Annotated in this window: 14 protein-coding genes and 1 pseudogene; 10 read left to right on the forward strand and 5 right to left on the reverse strand. The window is 44.2% G+C overall.

The window, feature by feature from the left end:
* From ABF638_RS20720 to ABF638_RS20735, 4 genes and pseudogenes are all read left to right on the forward strand, one after another.
* Positions 1-701 (forward strand): annotated as a pseudogene (locus ABF638_RS20720) (photosystem II D2 protein (photosystem q(a) protein)); the annotation flags it as partial.
* Positions 685-2,076, forward strand: a complete 1,392-nt coding sequence (psbC, locus tag ABF638_RS20725; protein ID WP_435024880.1) for a photosystem II reaction center protein CP43 — start codon at positions 685-687, stop codon at positions 2,074-2,076. The pseudogene ABF638_RS20720 and the gene psbC, both read left to right, overlap by 17 nt.
* 115 nt (positions 2,077-2,191) lie before the next feature.
* Complete coding sequence (locus ABF638_RS20730; RefSeq protein WP_069070310.1) at positions 2,192-2,377, forward strand: PCP reductase family protein; 186 nt, start codon at positions 2,192-2,194, stop codon at positions 2,375-2,377.
* Between the two features lie 21 nt (positions 2,378-2,398).
* A complete protein-coding gene (locus tag ABF638_RS20735; RefSeq protein WP_435024881.1) occupies positions 2,399-3,031 on the forward strand; it encodes a Uma2 family endonuclease in 633 nt (210 codons plus the stop codon).
* A gap of 25 nt (positions 3,032-3,056) precedes the next feature.
* Here the strand turns inward: ABF638_RS20735 and ABF638_RS20740 are convergent, their stop codons facing one another.
* The 4 genes from ABF638_RS20740 to ABF638_RS20755 form a co-directional block, all read right to left on the reverse strand.
* A complete protein-coding gene (locus ABF638_RS20740; protein ID WP_435024882.1) occupies positions 3,057-3,893 on the reverse strand; it encodes an SWIM zinc finger family protein in 837 nt (278 codons plus the stop codon).
* Between the two features lie 183 nt (positions 3,894-4,076).
* Positions 4,077-6,293: a tetratricopeptide repeat protein gene (locus ABF638_RS20745; RefSeq protein ID WP_435024883.1), complete on the reverse strand. Its 2,217-nt coding sequence runs from the start codon at positions 6,291-6,293 to the stop codon at positions 4,077-4,079.
* 19 nt (positions 6,294-6,312) lie between these two features.
* A complete protein-coding gene (locus tag ABF638_RS20750) occupies positions 6,313-7,374 on the reverse strand; it encodes a caspase family protein (RefSeq protein ID WP_435024884.1) in 1,062 nt (353 codons plus the stop codon).
* A 99-nt stretch (positions 7,375-7,473) separates the two neighbouring features.
* Positions 7,474-12,234, reverse strand: a complete 4,761-nt coding sequence (locus tag ABF638_RS20755; protein ID WP_435024885.1) for an SNF2-related protein — start codon at positions 12,232-12,234, stop codon at positions 7,474-7,476.
* Between the two features lie 143 nt (positions 12,235-12,377).
* On the opposite strand from ABF638_RS20755, the gene ABF638_RS20760 reads away from it, so the two are divergent.
* The 5 genes from ABF638_RS20760 (at position 12,378) to ABF638_RS20780 (ending at position 17,621) form a co-directional block, all read left to right on the forward strand.
* Positions 12,378-12,923, forward strand: coding sequence for a GNAT family N-acetyltransferase (locus ABF638_RS20760; RefSeq protein ID WP_435024886.1), 546 nt, complete (start codon positions 12,378-12,380; stop codon positions 12,921-12,923).
* Between the two features lie 101 nt (positions 12,924-13,024).
* Entirely contained in the window at positions 13,025-15,181 is a 2,157-nt protein-coding gene (locus ABF638_RS20765) for a polyribonucleotide nucleotidyltransferase (RefSeq protein WP_181931776.1), read from the forward strand.
* Between the two features lie 546 nt (positions 15,182-15,727).
* Entirely contained in the window at positions 15,728-15,868 is a 141-nt protein-coding gene (locus ABF638_RS20770) for a hypothetical protein (protein WP_435024887.1), read from the forward strand.
* Complete coding sequence (locus ABF638_RS20775) at positions 15,868-16,755, forward strand: DMT family transporter (protein WP_435024888.1); 888 nt, start codon at positions 15,868-15,870, stop codon at positions 16,753-16,755. Before ABF638_RS20770 ends, ABF638_RS20775 begins: the two co-directional genes overlap by 1 nt.
* Positions 16,756-17,138: 383 nt before the next feature.
* Complete coding sequence (locus ABF638_RS20780) at positions 17,139-17,621, forward strand: SET domain-containing protein (protein ID WP_435024889.1); 483 nt, start codon at positions 17,139-17,141, stop codon at positions 17,619-17,621.
* A 266-nt stretch (positions 17,622-17,887) separates the two neighbouring features.
* Here ABF638_RS20780 and ilvC read toward each other — a convergent pair whose 3' ends face one another.
* A complete protein-coding gene (gene ilvC / locus ABF638_RS20785) occupies positions 17,888-18,883 on the reverse strand; it encodes a ketol-acid reductoisomerase (RefSeq protein ID WP_179073886.1) in 996 nt (331 codons plus the stop codon).
* A 274-nt stretch (positions 18,884-19,157) separates the two neighbouring features.
* On the opposite strand from ilvC, the gene ABF638_RS20790 reads away from it, so the two are divergent.
* Positions 19,158-20,084 carry a DUF4349 domain-containing protein gene (locus tag ABF638_RS20790; RefSeq protein WP_435024890.1) on the forward strand — a complete coding sequence of 309 codons (927 nt, stop codon included), beginning with the start codon at positions 19,158-19,160 and terminating at the stop codon, positions 20,082-20,084.
* Positions 20,085-20,192 lie beyond the last annotated feature (108 nt).

Raw genomic sequence — 20,192 nt, forward strand, 5'->3', positions numbered from 1 at the left:
TTGGTTTGATTGGCTTCATGTTGCGGCAATTTGAAATTGCCCGTCTGGTAGGTATCCGTCCTTATAACGCCCTCGCATTTTCTGCTCCCATTGCAGTATTCGTCAGCGTATTCCTGATGTACCCCTTGGGACAATCCAGCTGGTTCTTTGCACCCAGCTTTGGCGTAGCGGCAATTTTCCGATTCCTACTATTCTTGCAAGGCTTCCACAACTGGACACTCAACCCCTTCCACATGATGGGTGTTGCAGGTGTATTGGGTGGTGCTCTATTGTGCGCCATTCACGGTGCCACAGTGGAAAACACCTTGTTTGAAGACGGTGATGGTGCTAACACCTTCCGCGCCTTCAATCCCACCCAGTCTGAAGAAACCTACTCAATGGTGACAGCAAACCGTTTCTGGTCACAGATTTTCGGTATTGCTTTCTCTAACAAACGCTGGTTGCACTTCTTCATGTTGTTCGTGCCAGTCACAGGTTTGTGGATGAGTGCCGTCGGCATCGTCGGTTTAGCACTCAACCTGCGGGCTTATGATTTCGTCTCCCAAGAATTACGGGCGGCGGAAGACCCTGAGTTTGAAACCTTCTATACCAAAAACATTTTGCTGAATGAGGGTATCCGCGCTTGGATGGCTCCTCAAGATCAACCCCACGAACAATTTGTATTCCCTGAGGAGGTATTACCACGTGGTAACGCTCTCTAATAGACCGAATGTATTAGGTGGTGCTGGACGCGACCAAGAATCCACTGGATTTGCTTGGTGGTCTGGTAACGCACGTTTAATCAACCTATCTGGCAAACTACTGGGTGCTCACGTTGCCCACGCTGGTTTGATTGTATTCTGGGCTGGAGCGATGACTTTGTTTGAAGTCGCTCACTTCATTCCCGAAAAGCCCATGTATGAACAGGGCTTGATCTTGTTACCTCACCTTGCCACTCAGGGCTGGGGTGTTGGTGCTGGTGGTGAAGTCATCGACACCTTCCCCTACTTTGTTGTTGGTGTACTCCACCTAATTTCCTCAGCCGTCCTTGGCTTTGGCGGTATTTATCATGCTGTCCGTGGCCCAGAAACCTTAGAAGAATACTCTTCTTTCTTTGGTTACGACTGGAAAGACAAGAACAAGATGACCAACATCATCGGCTTCCACCTGATTATTTTGGGATGCGGTGCGTTGCTGTTGGTGCTGAAGGCAATGTTCTTTGGTGGTTTGTATGACACTTGGGCACCAGGCGGTGGTGACGTTCGTGTTATTACTAATCCGACATTGAACCCAGCGGTTATCTTCGGTTATGTAATCAAGTCTCCCTTTGGTGGCGAAGGCTGGATTGTTAGCGTTGATAACTTAGAAGATGTCGTCGGTGGTCACATTTGGATTGCCTTTATCCTAATTGCTGGCGGTATCTGGCACATCTTCACCAAGCCTTTTGCTTGGTCACGTCGTGCATCCATCTGGTCTGGTGAGGCTTACCTCTCCTACAGCTTGGGCGCTCTGTCGTTGATGGGCTTCATTGCCTCAATCTATGTTTGGTTCAACAACACCGTTTACCCCAGCGAATTCTACGGCCCTACCGGTCCAGAAGCTTCTCAAGCTCAAGCTTTGACCTTCTTGATTCGTGACCAACGCTTGGGTGCTAACGTCGGTTCTGCCCAAGGCCCTACAGGTCTGGGTAAATACCTGATGCGCTCTCCAACTGGTGAAATCATCTTCGGTGGTGAAACCATGCGCTTCTGGGATTTCCGTGGCCCTTGGTTGGAGCCTCTACGTGGCCCCAATGGTCTTGACTTGGAAAAAATCAAGAATGATATTCAACCTTGGCAAGCTCGTCGCGCCGCTGAATACATGACCCACGCTCCTTTGGGTTCTCTGAACTCCGTAGGTGGTGTGGCTACTGAAATTAACTCTTTCAACTACGTATCTCCTCGCGCTTGGTTGGCGACTTCTCACTTCGTACTAGGATTCTTCTTCCTAGTTGGTCACTTGTGGCACGCTGGTCGCGCACGGGCTGCGGCTGGTGGTTTTGAGAAAGGAATTAACCGTGAGACTGAGCCAGTGATGTTTATGGACGACCTAGATTAGGTTGTAAAGTTTATCTCATCACTGACAATCAAATAGTCTAAAGGCTCTTGCGTAAAAGCAAGGGCTTTTTTTATAGGAAAATTAGTAATCTAGTGATTAAACGGTAATTAATACTATGAGCGATTCCAATTTTATTGATGCTTTGCGATGGACATCTGAAGCTAAAGAAAAATTGCAAAATATTCCCTTTTTTGTCCGCTCTCAAGCTAAAGCTAGAATTGAACAGCTGGCTCGTGAAGCAGGACAAGAGGTTGTGACGGCTGATTTGGTAGAACAGGCTAGGCTTGAGTTTGGACAATAAAATATTCTGGAGATCGTAACAATGACAGTCGCCAAGAATCGAGCAGACCGAGTAATGCTTTATGACATTAGCTGGCAACAGTTTGAAAATCTTCTAAAAGACTTAGGAGAGCATCGGGCAGCAAGGTTAGCTTACGATCGCACCACTTTGGAAATTATGACACCTTTACCTGAACACGAACACTATAAAGAGGTAATTGGCGATTTGGTCAAAGAAATCGCTGATGTGCTGGATTTAGATTATGAAAGTTATGGTTCGACTACTTGGAAGCGAGAAAGCCGAATGGCAGGGGTGGAGTCAGATAACTGCTTCTATTTCCAGAATGAAGTTGCGATTCGGGGTAGATTGGATCTGGATTTGAAACAAGACCCACCACCTGATTTGGCACTGGAAATTGATATTACCAGTAAGTCTTTAAATCGTTTTCCCATTTATGCCCGCCTGGGAGTGCCAGAACTCTGGTGTTATGACTCCGGTGAACTAAAGATTTACCACCTGCAAGATGGAGAATATGTCGAATCAGAGAACAGTTTAGTATTTCCTACTTTAGCTATTCGGGATTTGCCAAAACTGATTGAGCAAAATCGGGCAGATGGCAGACGGGCAATTCGTCGGGCAGTACGGAAGTGGGTGAAGATTGAACTACCCAGTTAACATAATTACGAATTACCAATTAGTATCAACTTCCTCCCACATTCATCGCTGCTAAAACAGCCTTCTGGCTTACATCTCTGTAAAGGGTATTCAAATATTTCATTACCACATCACTTGATGTAGAATTTACTGCATTTTCCTCTTCTTTTGCTAGGGGAATCGCTTCCAGTACATCTAATATTGTCTCACTGCTGGAAGGCACAATCACTACCAAAGATGACTCTAGCGGCTCATTATATTGCCAGAAAGAGTCAATTTTTACCGAGTACTTGGTATTAGGAATTGACTGTTGAACATCAAGCGCTTCTGTGGCAGGGGTTTCAATCTTGGCGCTACGTAACTGTCGCAAATCGCTGATAATTTGCTCTTTGGTACGTCCGCGCAATTGAAAGAGTACAAAGGGGTCTTCACTGAAGCGATCGCCTAACTGATAGTAGATGGCACCAATATGTTTACAGGGATTTGCTTTATCAGGACAAGAGCATTTACTCTGGACATCAGCAAGGGTAAATGGAAATATCGAAAGACCATTAGCCGTGAAGACTTCTTCTATATTTTGTGGCATTTCTCCTGCTAGTAATTTGGCAGCAAAAATTGCCCTTTGGGACATAGTTTCAATTACATAACCCCACTGTTCATCGGTAAATGGTTCAAGGGAAAGAGAAACTTTATAAGGTTCTACTTCACTGCCTTGCACCCTAGCCAATACTTTCGCGCCTTTAAATTCGATGCTCAAAACATTTCCTTGACGAGCATAGTTTCTCGCACGTTCTAAACGCTTTTTAAAGCGATAGGAATCTAGCAAATCTAGCCATTGTTGTGACCACCATTCGCGACTTGCTTGTAATGTGTAATTAGTCATAATAAATTTAAAATTCAAAATTATGGAATGGATAGGTTGATCTAGTTTTGTGACAGTTACTTCAGACTCTAGCGTTTATGATTGAGAGCATATCAGTTTCGCAAATATACGGCTACAGATTGGAAGCCTGAGACTACATATAGACGTAAAACCTTAAATTAATTACGAATTACGAATTACGAATTATTCCATCCCCGCCTTACGCCGCAACCGTTCAACTAATCGGCGCGAAAAATCTAAGCTCTGACTACGCAGACGCTCTCGGATTTCCAAGGCAGCCAGTGCCAAGGGTAGCGCTTCTACGTAACGCCCCTCCTTCTCAAGAACTTGTGCTAGGCCAGATTGAGCGTCAGCCACTAAGCCTTGCTGTCCCACTTCTTGCGCTAGGGCTAACTCACGCTCGTACCAGGGGCGGGCTTGCGTAGGGGTATCGCAATTAAGGGCGAGAAGTCCCAAGCCGCCGCAATAAGCTGCTTGTCCTTGTTTATCTCCTCGTTTTTCTTCTATCGCCAATGCTTGCTTGTAGTAGGACTCGGCGCAATCATATTGTCCCTGCTGTTGGGCAACTGTTCCCAGATCGTTGAGGGTGATCGCCTCCATCTCTTCATCCTCCAACTCTCGGTAAATCGCTAATGCTTCCTGGCCAAGGCGCTCCGACTCCGCCCAGTCGTTGCGTTGCTTTGCAATCAGTCCTTGCAAACGAATTGCAAAAGCCTTACCCCGACGGCTACCGCCCCGCTCTATCGCCTCCGCCATCTGAGCCGCCCAACTTGCTACCCTATCAGTCTCCGCGCGATAGTAGTAAATCCAGGCAACATGATAAGCACCCCAACCAACATCGCTCCACTGACCGAGCGCTTTTCCCGCCTGATATCGCCACTCACCCAAGCGCATCGCTTCATCCCAGTAGCCGCGAAACCAGAGGAAGTTAAACAAAGCATCTTCCAAATCGATGAGCATCTGGGCAGCCTGTCGGTCTTTCAAAGCACCAGGAATACCTGCCATTTCCCGGAGGGTCGTCGCCACGCCCTCTAGATTCTGCCACTCGGCCTCCAGCTTGTCATGGGTTTTGTAGGCATCTTTGCCATAACCCCCGTACTTCTGGGCAAAGTCCACCCAGTAGTGCAGAACTTTGCGTTGTGCAGCAGAGTCAAACCGAATTCCATTTAGCGGTGCAGTCCCAACGGTATCTGTTCCGTCCACAGCTGCCAGGATATATGTGCGAGTGAGGGGGTGCAGGCCAAACCGTTCTCCATCCAAATCATTCACCAAAGATAGAGTTACCAGCCGTTCTAAAGAAACTTGGATCTCGGTTATGGCTAAATCCGTAGCATCTGCCAGTGCTGTGGTTTTTGCTGGTGTCAGGAATACAACCAAGGCACACAACACTGTGCGATCATTTCCAGAGAGAGTTTCGGCGGCATCAGCAAACAGAAACCCGTAGAGATCGGGAGATTTGGCGGCATTCCGCAACCGCTCTAGGGCATCACTGATGGAGTAGCCTTTGTGTGCCACCTGTCCCAATGTCCAATCTAGCGCTAGGGGGTTGCCACCAGACGCTTCATATAAAGAGGTCAATATTTCTGGCTTCGTTGCGTTTAGTTCCTGGGCTATGCGGGGGTGCGACCTTCCCTTCTCTCTCATTAACTCCAAAGCTTCTGCCTCTAAGAGACGATCTAAGCGGATGGTGACGGCGCTTTCCCCTGTGCGGCGGCGGCTGGTGATTATCGCTTTGTTGGGGGTGGGCAGTTTCCGCAAAAACTCGGCAATCATATCTCGTTCTTCTGCATTCAGAGTTTCCAAGTTGTCCCAAATCAACAGGGTACGCCGTCCTCGCAGTGCATCGAGAAGGGCGCGGCGGCGTTCTGTGGCATCAGTCATTTTCACAATATCTGTCTCTCCCAACCCCTTGGCAAATTCCCGGCAAAAGCTATCGAGAGAAGACAGGGCGAGGGTTTCTTGCCGAACTCCTTCAGTTGAGAGCCTGGTAGTCTTGGCAGAAACAAACAGGTAGGCATCAAACAAGGCTTCCTTACGGGCAAGGTGTGCTACCTCCAGCGCTAACGCCGTTTTGCCCATACCACCAATACCATCGATCGTCACACCCCAACCGCGTTCCTCTGGTGAAAGTGCGTCCAAACAACGGGCAATTTCTTGTTTGCGTCCCACAAACACATCGTTATAGCGGGGCAGGTTATCGGGCAGACTTTCCGGGCGTTGTCCCTGCAACTGGCTTAATCGCGCCTCTAGGCTAGTGACCTCCTGGCGTTTCTCGTCTAGTTGCACCTTCAGATGAGCCGGAATAGTCAAGTTGGTATAGCCTGCCGCCTGCTGTTCCAACACCGTCAGTATCATACGGGCGGTAGAAAGCATTTGTTCGAGGTTTGTTTGATCTTCCATAGCAGCTTGTGGGAATTACTTACTCTGATTTTTGCAGTCTAGCTTCAAGATTTGCCACTTCTTGACGTTTTTCTTCTAGCTCAATTCTCAGATGACCTGGCATTTGCAGCTTACCAAATCCAGCAGCCTGCTCTTCTAAAATTGCTAGTGAACGACGTGCCATTGCCAATGCAGGTGTTACAACCTCTTGATTGCTCATCACTCTAGGCAAATCTGCGACTGGGATTGAGTTTGGCAGTCCTTTCCCTCCCCGCAGCATGGCAATAGGAAAATCTTCCATCGCCGTATCAAAAAACGGAGTCTGTTCTGCCTGACGTTGGGTTCTGGCGCTCTCTGGAACGGTTTTACCCAAATGATTCATCAGATTTGAGAGCATAACTTTGGAATCCCCTGGTTGATTAGCCGCTCCCCGCAATGCCTCAATTAGATGATAAGTATAGAGACTCATGGTTCCATCAGGACGTATCCAAGAAACCTGATTGCCTCTGGAGGATGTAAACACCGCCCGTCCTTCGCCCTGCTTCAAGGCATCGACTACGCCCTTGGGCAACGCCGTGGCGATAAAATCAGCAGGTAGTTCGCCTTTAGAAGTAGCCATACCCTCTGCATGACAACTATCAATTACCACCCACAACCGCTTTGCTTGAATCTGCCGCAAAGCTTGAGTAAATTCTTGGGCAGATAGGGCGGTGTTAGCAATGTCTGTGGAATTGAAGTCATGTTGCAGCAAATAATAACATTGACTTGATAAGTCAAAGCACCCATGACCAGAGTAAAAAACTACAATTGTTGCATCTTTATCGGCAGCAGCCTTTTCCTTTAACCACGTTAATCCATCGAAAATTGCGCTGCGCGTTGTCTGTTGATTCTGCAATAAGCGAATATGTTCGGAATCATCCAGATAGGCACACAAGTTTGGATCAGTTAACACTGTTTTCAGTGCTTGCACATCTTTAACTGTGACAGGCAATGAATATCGAGATTCGGCTGTTGTGCCAACCCCAATTAACAATGCATAACCGTGGGTAAAGTGATTCGACATGATGGCACAGGGTAAGGAAGAAGGTGTGATATTTTTCAATATCGCATATTTAATCTAGTGGTCTGTCCCATTAATTTTGCGAGGTTTGTAGTGAGCGCTTTAGCGCTCAAATTAAGGACTAAAGTCCTTACTACAAACTTATTCTGCATCATCGTCAATTACTGCACTGCGATCGAGTAGTAGTAAGTTGCGAAGTTGGTCTGTATCCATTTCAGTTAACCATTCTTCACCAGCACCTACAACTTGTTCTGCTAGTTGTTTTTTACTTTCAATCATGTCATGAATTTTTTCTTCTAAAGTGCCTGTGCAAACAAATTTATGTACTTGCACATTCCGGGTTTGACCAATCCGAAATACTCGGTCTGTAGCTTGATTTTCTACGGCTGGATTCCACCATCTATCAAAGTGGAATACATGATTTGCTCGTGTTAAATTTAGTCCGACTCCACCGGCTTTCAGAGAAAGAATCATAATCGGTGGCCCTTGAGGATCATGTTGGAAACGGTCGATCATTTCCTCTCGTTGTTTTTTACTGGTGCTACCATACAAAAAGAATATTTCTCGTCCTAGCTGTTTTTCTAAATATGGTTTAAGTAATTTACCCCACTCAGCAAATTGTGTGAAGATTAAAGCTCTATCGCCTTCTGCTAAAACTTCTTCTAACATTTCTTCTAGACGCAGAAGTTTGGCTGAATTATGTTGCTCTAATGTCGCCTGTTTCAAATATTGGGCTGGGTGATTGCAGATTTGCTTGAGTTTGATTAGTAAAGCTAAAATCATCCCTCGACGTTGCAATCCTTCAGCAGATTCAATCTCGACTAAAGATTGTTCTACAATTTGTTGATAAAGTGCAGCTTGTTCACCAGTTAGACCGCAAAATACGGTCATTTCTTGCTTATCTGGTAAATCTTGAATTATGTCGCGATCGCTTTTCAATCGCCGCAGTATAAATGGTTGTACTAATGAACGTAACTGAGTCAAAGAAGCGGTATCACCATACTTTTCAATTGGCATGGCAAACCGCCGCTGGAAAAATTGCTTATTGCCTAAATATCCTGGATTGAGAAAATCCAAAATAGACCAGAGTTCTTGTAGCCTATTTTCTACAGGTGTCCCCGTTAATGCAATGCGAAATGTCGCTTCTAATTCCCGCACTGCTTTTGACTGCTTCGCCTCTGGGTTTTTCACATTCTGGGCTTCATCTAAAACAATTATCTGCCAAGGAACACTTTGCAATGACTTGATATCTCGATGAAGAAGTGAGTAGCTGGTAACAATTAAATCATGTTTTTTTACGGCTTCTAAAAACGCTTTTCCTTTTGGACGTTTGTCACCGTGATATTGCAAAATTTTCAGGCTTGGTGCAAATTTATTGACTTCCCTTTCCCAGTTACCTAAAACAGAAGTTGGACAAACTAGCAGTGTTGGATTTTCTAGCGCATCCTGTTCTTTCAAGTGCAGTAGAAAAGCGATAAATTGGACAGTGTTATGGCAAATAATATTGTTAGCGACAAAATTATGATGTTCGCTAACTTCAAAGTCATAAACCCATCCATCATAATCTATCTCTTCTATTGATTCTATCCGGCAATAAAATACCTCTTGGTCGAGAAGACATTGCAAAGACTGTCTTGTTAAGCTCAACTGTTGTACATCTAGGTTGCTATATGCTGATAAAGTTTGAGTTGTCCACTTGGAAGGTTTTAGTAGCTGATACTGTTCTTGGGCTTCTCCACTAATAATACGGTTCATTCCAGCTATTACTCGCTGTAAACTATCTCTAGAAAATTGCTGGGAACCATTAATGTAAACAGTGTTGTGCATCCCAAAATGCCGCAATGGAAGTCCCGTTGCTATGACTGTTTGGGCAACCATATCAGAAGCAGGAATTCCTTCAATATTTGTGTTGCTGACCAGTTGACAAATTTGTTCTAACTTACTCTGTTTCTCTGAGTTATTAAAACCAATTTCTTGCAAAAATCTGCGGGCAGAATTTCCTCCAATCACACCAATATAGTAGGTGCGTAAAGTGCGAGTTCCATTAGTGGCACACTTCAGTTTGGGCGATATTCGTAACCAAATACCGAAACGACGTAGTAGTGCCGAAAGTTGCTGAATTAGTAAAGCTGAAGCTGTAGCAATTTCAATACTCCCCATACTCAAAACAACAGCAGATTCAGCATCAAAATAGTTTTGTAAAAATATCCGCACACTATCCAAGTCTGCCTGCATAATGAAGGGCGGAATAGATTTTTCTGCCGATAGTTTACCCCAAACATAACCTTTAGCTTCTAAGAATTCCCGATAGGCTTGGCTATTAACTCGAAGAGAAGCAACTCTGTTAGGGAAGGTAGAGATATTAGGGCTGTTAATTTTGAGGTTATAGCGCTCTTTAATACGTTGGCAAATATGGAGTAAATCCTCTAATACTTTGGTGTCTTTTTGGGATATTGTGACTCTTCCCACATCGGGTAGTTCATGCCCTTCAGCAATCTGCCAAGCAAGAAACTTGACTAAATCAGGGTCTTGTGGTTGCCCATTCCAAAGCGTTTTACCTGGTACACAAACGTAATCACCCACCTGTAAGTTATTTGTCCAACCTTTACTTGTTAGCAGCTTGTGACGATGAGTGATGGTGATATTGCTACCATCTTCTAGCGTGATTTTTCGTAATTTCTCGCAGACTTGCTGCCGATACAACCGCCTAACATTAGCCTGGACAATTTTGCCAGTTTTTTCATCTATGGAATTAACTAGTAATCCCTCTGTAGGGTTAGTCCAAAATCCTTCGCCGTCAAACTCTGCTTGTCCAGCGTGGGTTTTCCAGATTGTCTCGGCTGTGCGTAACAGTCCATTTACATTTATTAGAGTATCATTCGCTACGCATTTACCGAGTCCCATATCGTCGGCGAGACATGCACCCAAACCCCAACGTTCTAAGAATGATAGCCAAGCCGCACCACGTTCTTGATAAGGTCGCAACTGTCCTTTGAAGCCTGCTGGTGTGGGCAAAGGTGCGATCGCTTGATTATTATTCAGCGCCCCAATCAACTCTTGCAATGCCCCAGATGCATCAAAGCTAACCACTGGTAACTTTTCAATTGCCTGAGTATCCCCTGTACTAAGGCGCAAAGCATCTTCCAGAGAAAGGGCCATTTGGTCTTTGCGAGTGGTAAAAAATGTTTGGGCTGTCTTAATGTCTTGGGGACGCAATTCTACCCACTCACCGTTAATTTCCACTAGCGGACTATTTAAAGCCACAAGTTTATCAAACTCAGCTTTGGAAATAGTCTGTCCGCCAATTGCCAATTGCCATTGGAAATTTAGTAAACTCTGCAACCCTAAACGTCCCTGCTTTCCTTTTGGGGTTTCGGCAGTAATTTTCAAACCCAAACGATTTGCCCATCCTTCACGGTTTGCCAAACTGGGAGGCAAAATTACTCCTAAACCACTGTCTTCCAACCTCCAAGCTACAGCTTTGATAAACTCATAAGCTTGTATGGGGGTAAGACGAGAAAATTGGGGATATTCGCTTTCAAAGCTGGCTACTATTGTTGGATATAATCGAGACGCTACCCCTAAACCTCGCAAAAATGTTTCTTGTGGTTGGTCAATTGTCCGATTTTCATAAACCAATCGTTCAACCGGATTGTTCCAAATAGTTGCCGCATCCACCAAAAAATCAGGATCGTCAGCCGCTTGTAGGAAATATGCTAATGTCCAATCTGTTTCGCCAAACTCTGGAGAACGCAGTTGAAAACAGGTACGAAATAGAGTTTTAAGAGTTAATTGGTATTGTAGCGGCATAGTCCAAGCCTTCAGTGCCGCTTCCAGTCGTTCTACTTCAATGGCATCTGCATTGACTGTGCCAGATGTACTAGTTAAGCCTTGCAACCACTGTCGCACCCCAGCTGGTAAAGATGCGATTGTCTTAGCTTCAATTGGAGGTTGAGAACCTACCATTTCTCGCACTTGGGCATCTATTGTACTGTTGAGAAATCCCAAAAGTAATTCTTGAGGTTCGGCTGGGAAGTCTACTGCTAGGTGAGGGGATGAGGGGGATGAGGAGGATGAGGGGGATGAGGGGGATGAGGAGGATGAGGGGGATGAGGAGGATCTTACTCCCCCTGCTCCCTCATCTCCCCCCACTCCCCACTCCCCACTCCCCACTCCCTCTTGATAAGTACGACAAACCAACGGCATATTCGCAGAATATTTTTCTAGGCGAGTTCCATCTACAGCGCTATCTAGAAGTACTTGCCACTTAGCAGCAAATGCACCATCTGATTGTCGGTCAATTGTTGGTAAAAACTTACACCGCGAGATTAAATCTAAACTCCAACGGGCAACCTGCGACCAAAAGCGTAAATCTCCACCTAAAAAGGCATCTTCCCCTTTAGCAGCATTTAAAGGAACAGCAGCAAGAAATTTTACTGCTTCGCTGGGGTTGAGACAAAAACCCTCAACTCTCCACGGTTGTAAATATTGCGGGGAGTCTATATCTAGCCCCAAGCTGGCAGAATGTACAGGGAAAATCGCTGTTGTTCCTTTATCACTTCCTTCTGGGATATAAGTTGGTAGGGCAATAATTTGAGAGTGCGTTGGTAAACTTATCTCAGGGGCACTGGCGGCTTTGCGGGTTCGCCCAGTAGTTGCGATGGCTCCGCCAACGCCAGGGGCGATCGCAACTTGGGGTTTTTGGATGAAGTTGGTAATTGCCATGTTCTGCGATCGCAACCACTCACTCAACTCAACCGATGTCATTGCCAATGGATGTAGTGCTATATCTCCAGATCCATTAGACTCGAAATTCACTCGTGGCGATCGCCAAGTTTCCCCCCAAATAAATAAACGACTATTTTGATTTCTTAGTAACCAATTACAGTGTAAAATCGCCATTTGCTAACTACTTAATATTTTCCCAGAACTCAATAATTAAAATTGCAACTATTCTACTTTTTGCATTTTATCAGGAAGACTTTTTGACAAAATTGTGCATACAATAAATATTTAAGTAATTATTCCACATAACATCGTTAATAATGAATTTTCCCCTAATTCAAGTTTTAAAAAATGGAATATTAGTGGAACTAGATTATGTACATCCTCAAGAGCATGAGGTTGTAAGAGCATTACTCAATGTTGTAATTGTTGAAGGTAAAACCTATCCGCAAAAGCAACCTTTATCTCAGGCAGAATTTTCAGCTTACTGGTTAAGCAAAGATGCCTTTGTTGTCAGGACATCTGTTGTAGATCCTACACACGAGACAAAAGAAATATTAGGGGCGTTTTATTTAAAGCCAAACTTTCCTGGTCGGTGTAGCCATATTTGCAATGCTGGTTTTATTGTACAACCAGGGTTGCGAGGTCAGGGTATAGGGCGGTTCATGGGAGAGGCTATGCTTTCGATCGCAGCAAACCTGGGCTACGAAGCAGTAATGTTTAATTTGGTCTTTGAGACTAATATACCTTCAATTACACTTTGGCAGTCATTGGGATTTAAGATTATTGGGCGAATTCCGGGCGCGGCGAAGCTAGAGAATGAGCAGATGGTAGACGCGCTCATCTTGTATCACACTTTGCGTTGAACAACTTGTCTATCTTTGTATGTACCAGAAGTCAGCCATAGGGCATAAATGTTAGGATTGCCACAGAAAGAGAATAGCGAAAGAGAAGGAAAAAAAACTGAATGGCAGAAGTTGACAAGTCAATATCCTTCGATGGAAGGGATATTCGACTGAAAGTAGGCCTACTTGCTCCCCAGGCTGGTGGGTCGGTTTTGATAGAATCAGGGGACACATCCGTTTTAGTGACGGCTACGCGATCGCAAGCCAGAGAAGGCATTGATTTTCTTCCCCTAACAGTAGATTACGAAGAAAGGCTATATGCCGCTGGTCGGATTCCCGGCGGGATCATGCGGCGGGAAGGTCGCCCACCAGAAAAAACAATTCTCACCAGCCGTCTTATAGACCGTCCCATGCGTCCCTTGTTCCCGTCATGGTTGCGGGATGACCTACAAATTATTGCCTTAACGCTGTCGATGGACGAGTTAGTTCCACCCGATGTGTTAGCAGTTACAGGTGCTTCTATCGCTACCCTGATTGCTCAAATCCCTTTTAATGGGCCAATGGCAGCAGTGCGGGTTGGTTTAGTGGGAGATGATTTCATCATTAACCCCACTTATGCCGAAACTGAAGCTGGAGACTTGGATCTGGTAGTAGCAGGTTCACCACATGGCGTAATCATGGTGGAGGCGGGAGCCAATCAGTTGCCAGAGCGAGATATTCTTGAGGCGATTGACTTTGGTTATGAAGCAGTGCGGGACTTAATCAAAGCGCAGCAAGATTTATTAGCAGAACTGGGTCTGGTAATAGTGCAAGAAGCACCACCAGAAGTAGACCAGACGCTAGAAAATTATATCCGCGATCGCGCCAACGGTCAGATTAAGAAAATTCTGTCGCAATTTAGTTTCACCAAACCCGAACGCGATGCAGCTTTAGATGTCGTCAAGGATGAAATTGCTGCGACGATTAGCGAACTGCCAGAAGAAGATCCCATTCGAGTTGCCGCAACTGCAAATAAGAAGGCACTTGGTAACACTTTTAAAGATATTACCAAACACTTCATGCGGCGACAAATCATCGAAGATAACGTCCGCGTTGATGGTCGTAAACTCGATCAAGTGCGTCCGGTTTCTTGTTTAGTTGATGTCTTACCAAAGCGAGTCCACGGCAGCGGTTTATTTAACCGGGAACTAACTCAGGTATTATCCACCTGTACTCTGGGTACACCTGGAGATGCTCAAAACCTCAACGATGACATGCAGCTAGATCAGCACAAGCGTTATCTGCATCATTACAACTTCCCGCCCTTCTCAGTCGGGGAAACCAAGCCAATGCGTTCTCCAGGAAGGCGTGAAATTGGTCACGGGGCATTGGCAGAACGAGCGCTCCTACCTGTGCTACCGTCAAAAGAACAATTTCCCTACGTGATTCGCATCGTCTCGGAAGTACTTTCTTCCAACGGTTCCACCTCAATGGGTTCAGTCTGCGGTTCCACCCTCGCCCTGATGGATGCTGGTGTACCAATTCTCAAACCCGTCAGTGGCGCGGCAATGGGTCTGATTAAGGAAGGGGACGAAGTACGAGTCCTGACTGACATCCAAGGTATCGAAGACTTTTTGGGCGACATGGACTTCAAAGTTGCCGGTACGGATACCGGGATTACCGCCTTGCAAATGGATATGAAAATCTCCGGTTTGTCTTTGGAGGTGATAGCCCAAGCCGTCCACCAAGCCAAAGCAGCCCGGTTGCACATTCTGGAGAAAATGCTCGCCTGCATTGACACACCGCGGACTGAAACCTCACCTTATGCCCCACGTCTGTTAACAATCAAGATTGATTCAGACATGATTGGTCTGATCATCGGACCTGGAGGCAAGACTATTAAGGGGATCACAGAGGAAACTGGTGCAAAAATTGACATCGAAGATGATGGCACCGTGACAATTTCTGCTGTGGATGAGAACAAGGCCAAGAGAGCTAGAAATATCATCCAAGGCATGACCCGCAAGTTGCACGAAGGGGATGTCTATGCAGGACGCATTACTCGGATCATACCGATAGGTGCATTTGTGGAATTTTTGCCTGGGAAAGAAGGCATGATCCACATTTCTCAACTAGCTGACTACCGCGTTGGCAAAGTTGAGGATGAAGTAGCGGTGGGCGATGAAGTAATTATCAAAGTGCGCGAAATTGATAACAAAGGTCGCATCAATCTCACCCGCTTGGGTATTCACCCAGATCAAGCAGCAGCAGCACGAGAAGCTGCGGCGGTAAATCGTTAAATCGATTTGGGATTTTAGATTAGATTAAATCTAAAATCCGCGATGCCTATTGTGAAGGCATCGCCGTATGCTTCTCTAAATTAGTTGCAATTTTGTAGGATTTCTGATATTAGATTACCGAACATTTCTTTGTAATCTCTGCAAAAATGTTCAGTGTTCCAAAATACCACTGATGAGCTACTTACGTGACCGTAGTTGTCTTAGGATCAGTATCTATTAAAATACGGTATACTTTATTAAAAAGTTGAATTTTCAGATTAGCGATCGCAGTTAAACCAAAAATATTTTGAAAGCTAAAGGCACTCTGCTAGTTTTTAATTTGTTGCACATTTGTGTTATGTCCAAGAATTTATTGTTATGTGATTGTGCAATCTCTTCAGCTTTGTTGACAATGGAATAACCAAGGAAACTTTTTGGACTGTGTTCGGTTTTGTCGTGCGCTTTTTCCCTGCGTACTAGTTAACTTCAATAGCACAGTGAATGGTACAGTTGGGATTGGATTAATGCAAACTTCCTTTACCTTTTAATTGCAATGTGGAAAAAGGCATGAAAATCGGATTAGTAGAATTTCCTCAAATAAAAATCCTAGATCCTGAAGGCAGTGACTGGACAAAGGAAAACCAATATTCTTTATGCGATCGCATTCTCTATGGATGTAAAGAAACATTATTCAATCAATTAGTTTAATGGAAACTAAAAATTCATTACATTTAAAAGGAATAATACTGCTTATCCTTGTTAATGTAATTAGCGCTACAACCTTTCCATTGACTAAAGACATCGTTACTAGTCTTTCACCAAGTGCATTGATTGTCAGCCGCTTTGTCATAGCGGCAGGGGTTTTTACCTTAAATTTACGTAATATTAATGCACTTTTATTTCGTGATGGTACAGTACTAGGGCTTTTGCTTTTCTTTTTCTTAGCTATAGAAACAGTTGCACTCAAGACGATACCAGCAAACCGGGCGGCATTCATTGGCAGTTTGAACGCACTCATCGTCCCCCTACTAGGATGGCTGAGTGGTCAACGCGTGCTATTAAGAAGTTTCCTAGCTGCTGGAGTAGCTGTGATTGGTATTGGTGTGATGTTTTGGGAAGGGGGAGAACTAGGAATTGGCGATTTATTGATGTTTGTTGATGCTTTTGTCTATGCAGCATACATACTTTTTTTAGAGCGAGTCGCCTCCCGTCACCCCACTTTAACGCTCACGAGTGTTCAACTTTTGTTCATTGCGTTAGTAGGGGTACTCTGGAATAACACACAAATCCTTAACGAATTTGACGCAATTCGCCAGCACTGGGGAGCGATTCTCTACTTAGGGCTGTTGGCGACGGCTGCTGTCATCTGGCTTCAAACCTTAGCACAGCAATGGGTTTCGTCTGATGAAACCGCCTTACTCTATACACTTGAGCCATTGTTCGCCACAATTTTCTCGTTTTGGCTACTTGGAGAACATCTGGGAATACGCGGTTTCATTGGCGCGATTCTTGTCTTAGTTGCTCTGTTTCTAAGTCAAATCCCTCAAAAAATTGAGCCGCAAGCGGAAGCAAAAGTTGAGGTACAGAGCAGTTAACGGACTATTAACTTATTAGAACCATAAACTTCTTAGGTTGGGTTTCGTTCCTAAACTCAACCTAAGATTCTCCTTTGCCCAAGCATATTGCTCTTTAATCTCTTTGTTTAAAAGTATCGAAAAATTAAGGTTAAATGCCTGAAATCCAGCCAAACATTTGATACTTCAGTCTAAAAAGTGTAGTTCAGCCTGAACTGAGAATTTAAATTTTTTAGAGCATAAAATCTTGCAAATATGCATGAATTCAAAAAATATATTTGAAACTTATTTTGCCATAAAAACAGCAGTAAAATTAGAAAAATTTACTTTACAAAAAATCACTTTACATAGTAGATTTAACTCTAATTAAGCCAAGTTTTTTTAAATAAAATGGTTCTTTTTTTATGAGTACAATAGAGGTAATTTCAGCTTCAAAGCTAAATTCTCGTATCACGATTCAACAAACAGGAAAAGGACGAGGAGTATTTGCTAGACAAAAATTTTTCCAAGGGGAAACTGTCGTGGTGGGTATTTCAATTGAAGAAGTTCCCGAACGAACAATTTATTCCTTTCAGATGGATTTTAATTTGTATGTCAACCTAGACGAGCCTGCTGTCGTCATTAACCATTCTTGTGATCCAAATACTGGGGTAAGAAACAATCAGTTTGGAGGATATGACTTCGTTGCTTTAGGGAATATCGAAATAGGTGAGGAGATTACCTGGGACTACGAAACCACTGAATATGAATCAATTGCTGTCCGCCGATGTTTGTGTGGATCTCTATCTTGTCGAGGGAAAACATTAGGATTCAAATTTCGGGAACAAATGTTGCGTGATACTTATGGAGAGTATATTGCAGATTATCTCAAAACTAAAAGCAAATAATGTTTGTTAAACCACATCTATAGCGGTTCTCGAATGGAAGCAATACATTTTGACCTCTCTCCAAACCTCTCTCCTACAAGGAGAGAGGCTTTAAGTCTTACTTTCCTTGCAGGGAAGAGGCTGGGGGTTAGGTCTGTATTTCATGCAATTGAGAACTACTATATTTTGAGAAGTATAGTTTTTCAAAATACTGGGAGCATCAACTGTTGTAGAGACGCGTTAGCACTGCGGGACAAAGTACAATTTCGCGTCTCTACATTCTTTTATTAAGCCTTTTTCAACCAGCTAAACATAGCGCGTAAATCTTTACCAACTTCTTCAATTTTGTGTTCAGATTCTTTACGACGCATGGCGGTAAATCCTGGTTTACCAGCTTGGTTTTCGAGAACAAATTCTCGTGCAAATTGCCCAGATTGAATCTCGCTGAGAATCTTCTGCATTTCAGCTTTGGTTTGTTCGGTAACAATCCGAGGCCCACGGGTATAATCGCCATATTCAGCAGTGTTAGAAATGCTGTCGCGCATTTTAGCTAAACCACCTTCCACAACCAAGTCAACAATCAGCTTGACTTCATGCAGACATTCAAAATAAGCCAATTCTGGTTGATAACCAGCTTCTACCAAAGTTTCAAATCCGGCTTTGATTAAAGCGCTCAAACCACCGCACAATACGGCTTGTTCGCCAAATAAATCGGTTTCGGTTTCTTCGCGGAAAGTAGTTTCGAGAACACCAGCGCGAGTACCACCGATACCTTTAGCATAAGACATGGCGCGATCGCGTGCCTGACCACTCGCATCTTGATAAACTGCAAACAGCGCTGGTACGCCTTCACCACCTTCATAAGTCCGCCGTACCAAATGCCCCGGCCCTTTGGGTGCTACCATCACCACGTCTACGTTATCTGGTGGTACAACTTGCCCAAAGTGAATATTGAAGCCGTGGGCAAAAGCTAACACATTCCCTTCTTCTAAATTGGGTTCAATCTCGTTTTTGTAAATCGTTTTTTGAACTTCATCAGGTAACAAAATCATGATAAAGTCAGCAGCATTGGCAGCATCTGCGACATTCTTCACAGTTAACCCAGCTGCTTCAGCTTTTGCTACTGACTTACTACCCGGATATAGTCCCACAATCACATTCAAACCACTATCTTTGAGATTGAGAGCGTGGGCATGACCTTGGGAACCATAGCCGATGATAGCAATAGTTTTTCCAGCCAAAAGGTCTAAATTGGCATCTTCGTCATAATACATCCGGGCCATAGAAGCATCTCCTGTCAGCAAGCATTGTCATTAATTGGCAGACTTACGATTTTACCTCAAATCGAGTAACACAGATGAATTATCAATCATTCAATTTATCTCTGGGGACTGGGGGCTGGGGATTAGGGACTGGGGAAGAAAAATTATTAATTATTGCCCAATGACTAATGACTAATGACAAATGACTAAATCTGTTACATAAATCGCAACAATACAAGCTTTGAGTTTTACTTCAGTAATACTGGGGTTAACTTCATCCATCTGGGGGTAGATTATGTACACTTCGACTAAATTACCGCGCACATCTGCTTTATTTTTAAGTGCGTTATTGGGAGGGGTGATTTTCACCAGTTGCGCTTCTTCTGAACGCTCAACAAGTTCGGCTTTACCTCAGATGGCCGCCGATGGGATGGCAAATCGAGCATCTGCACCTGCTGGTGAAAGCAGTATTTCTCAAAAGGCGGAAGCTTCATCAATAGTTCGTTCTCGTCCCCAACTCATCAAAAAGGCAGCAATCTCTTTGACTGTCAACTCTGTAGATCGAACTGTCGATGCCGTTTCGCAAATTATCAATCAACAGCAAGGGGATTTAATCGGGTTGAAACAACAACAACCCAAAACCGATAACCCACGTTACACAGCAACAATCCAATTGCGAATACCAGAGAATCGGCTAGAACCTACCTTGGAAGAACTAGCTAAATTAGGCACTGTAGAGAGTCGTAATATTACTGCGGAAGATGTAGGCGATCGCTTGGTAGATTTCCAAGCCAGATTAACTAATTTGCAAAAAACTGAAGCTAATTTGCAAAAAATTATGGATCGGGCTGGTTCTGTCAGAGATGTGCTTAGTGTTGCCCAAGAACTGAGTAATGTCCGACAAACAATAGAACAAATTGATGCCCAACTCAAAAGCCTAAAAAATCAAGTTGCTTATTCCACTATTACGCTGAACCTAGAAGCCGCAGTTTCAAGCACTAGTCCTCAACCTGCCTTTGGTTTGCAAGTTCAGGAAACTTGGAACAACTCTACCCACTCTTTGAGTGCATTTTCTGTTGGCTTACTCAAGCTGGGTATTTGGTTAATTGTTTATAGTCCCTACTTGTTAATTTTTGTTGCTCTTATCTATGGCTTTAATCGTTGGCGACGAACTCATTCACCACGTTTGACACAAACACCAGAATCAACTAGCTCTAAGTGAACTTGCATAAATTCTACATCTACCTTTGATAAATTTACACAAGCAAAAAGCGATTCAAATATTCCCAACTCTTATTGTCTGAGCCTCCATCTTGAGAAGTTCTGTCTA

This window comes from Nostoc sp. CALU 1950 (assembly GCF_051172895.1).
In the GTDB taxonomy this organism is placed as follows: Bacteria; Cyanobacteriota; Cyanobacteriia; order Cyanobacteriales; family Nostocaceae; genus Nostoc; species Nostoc edaphicum_A.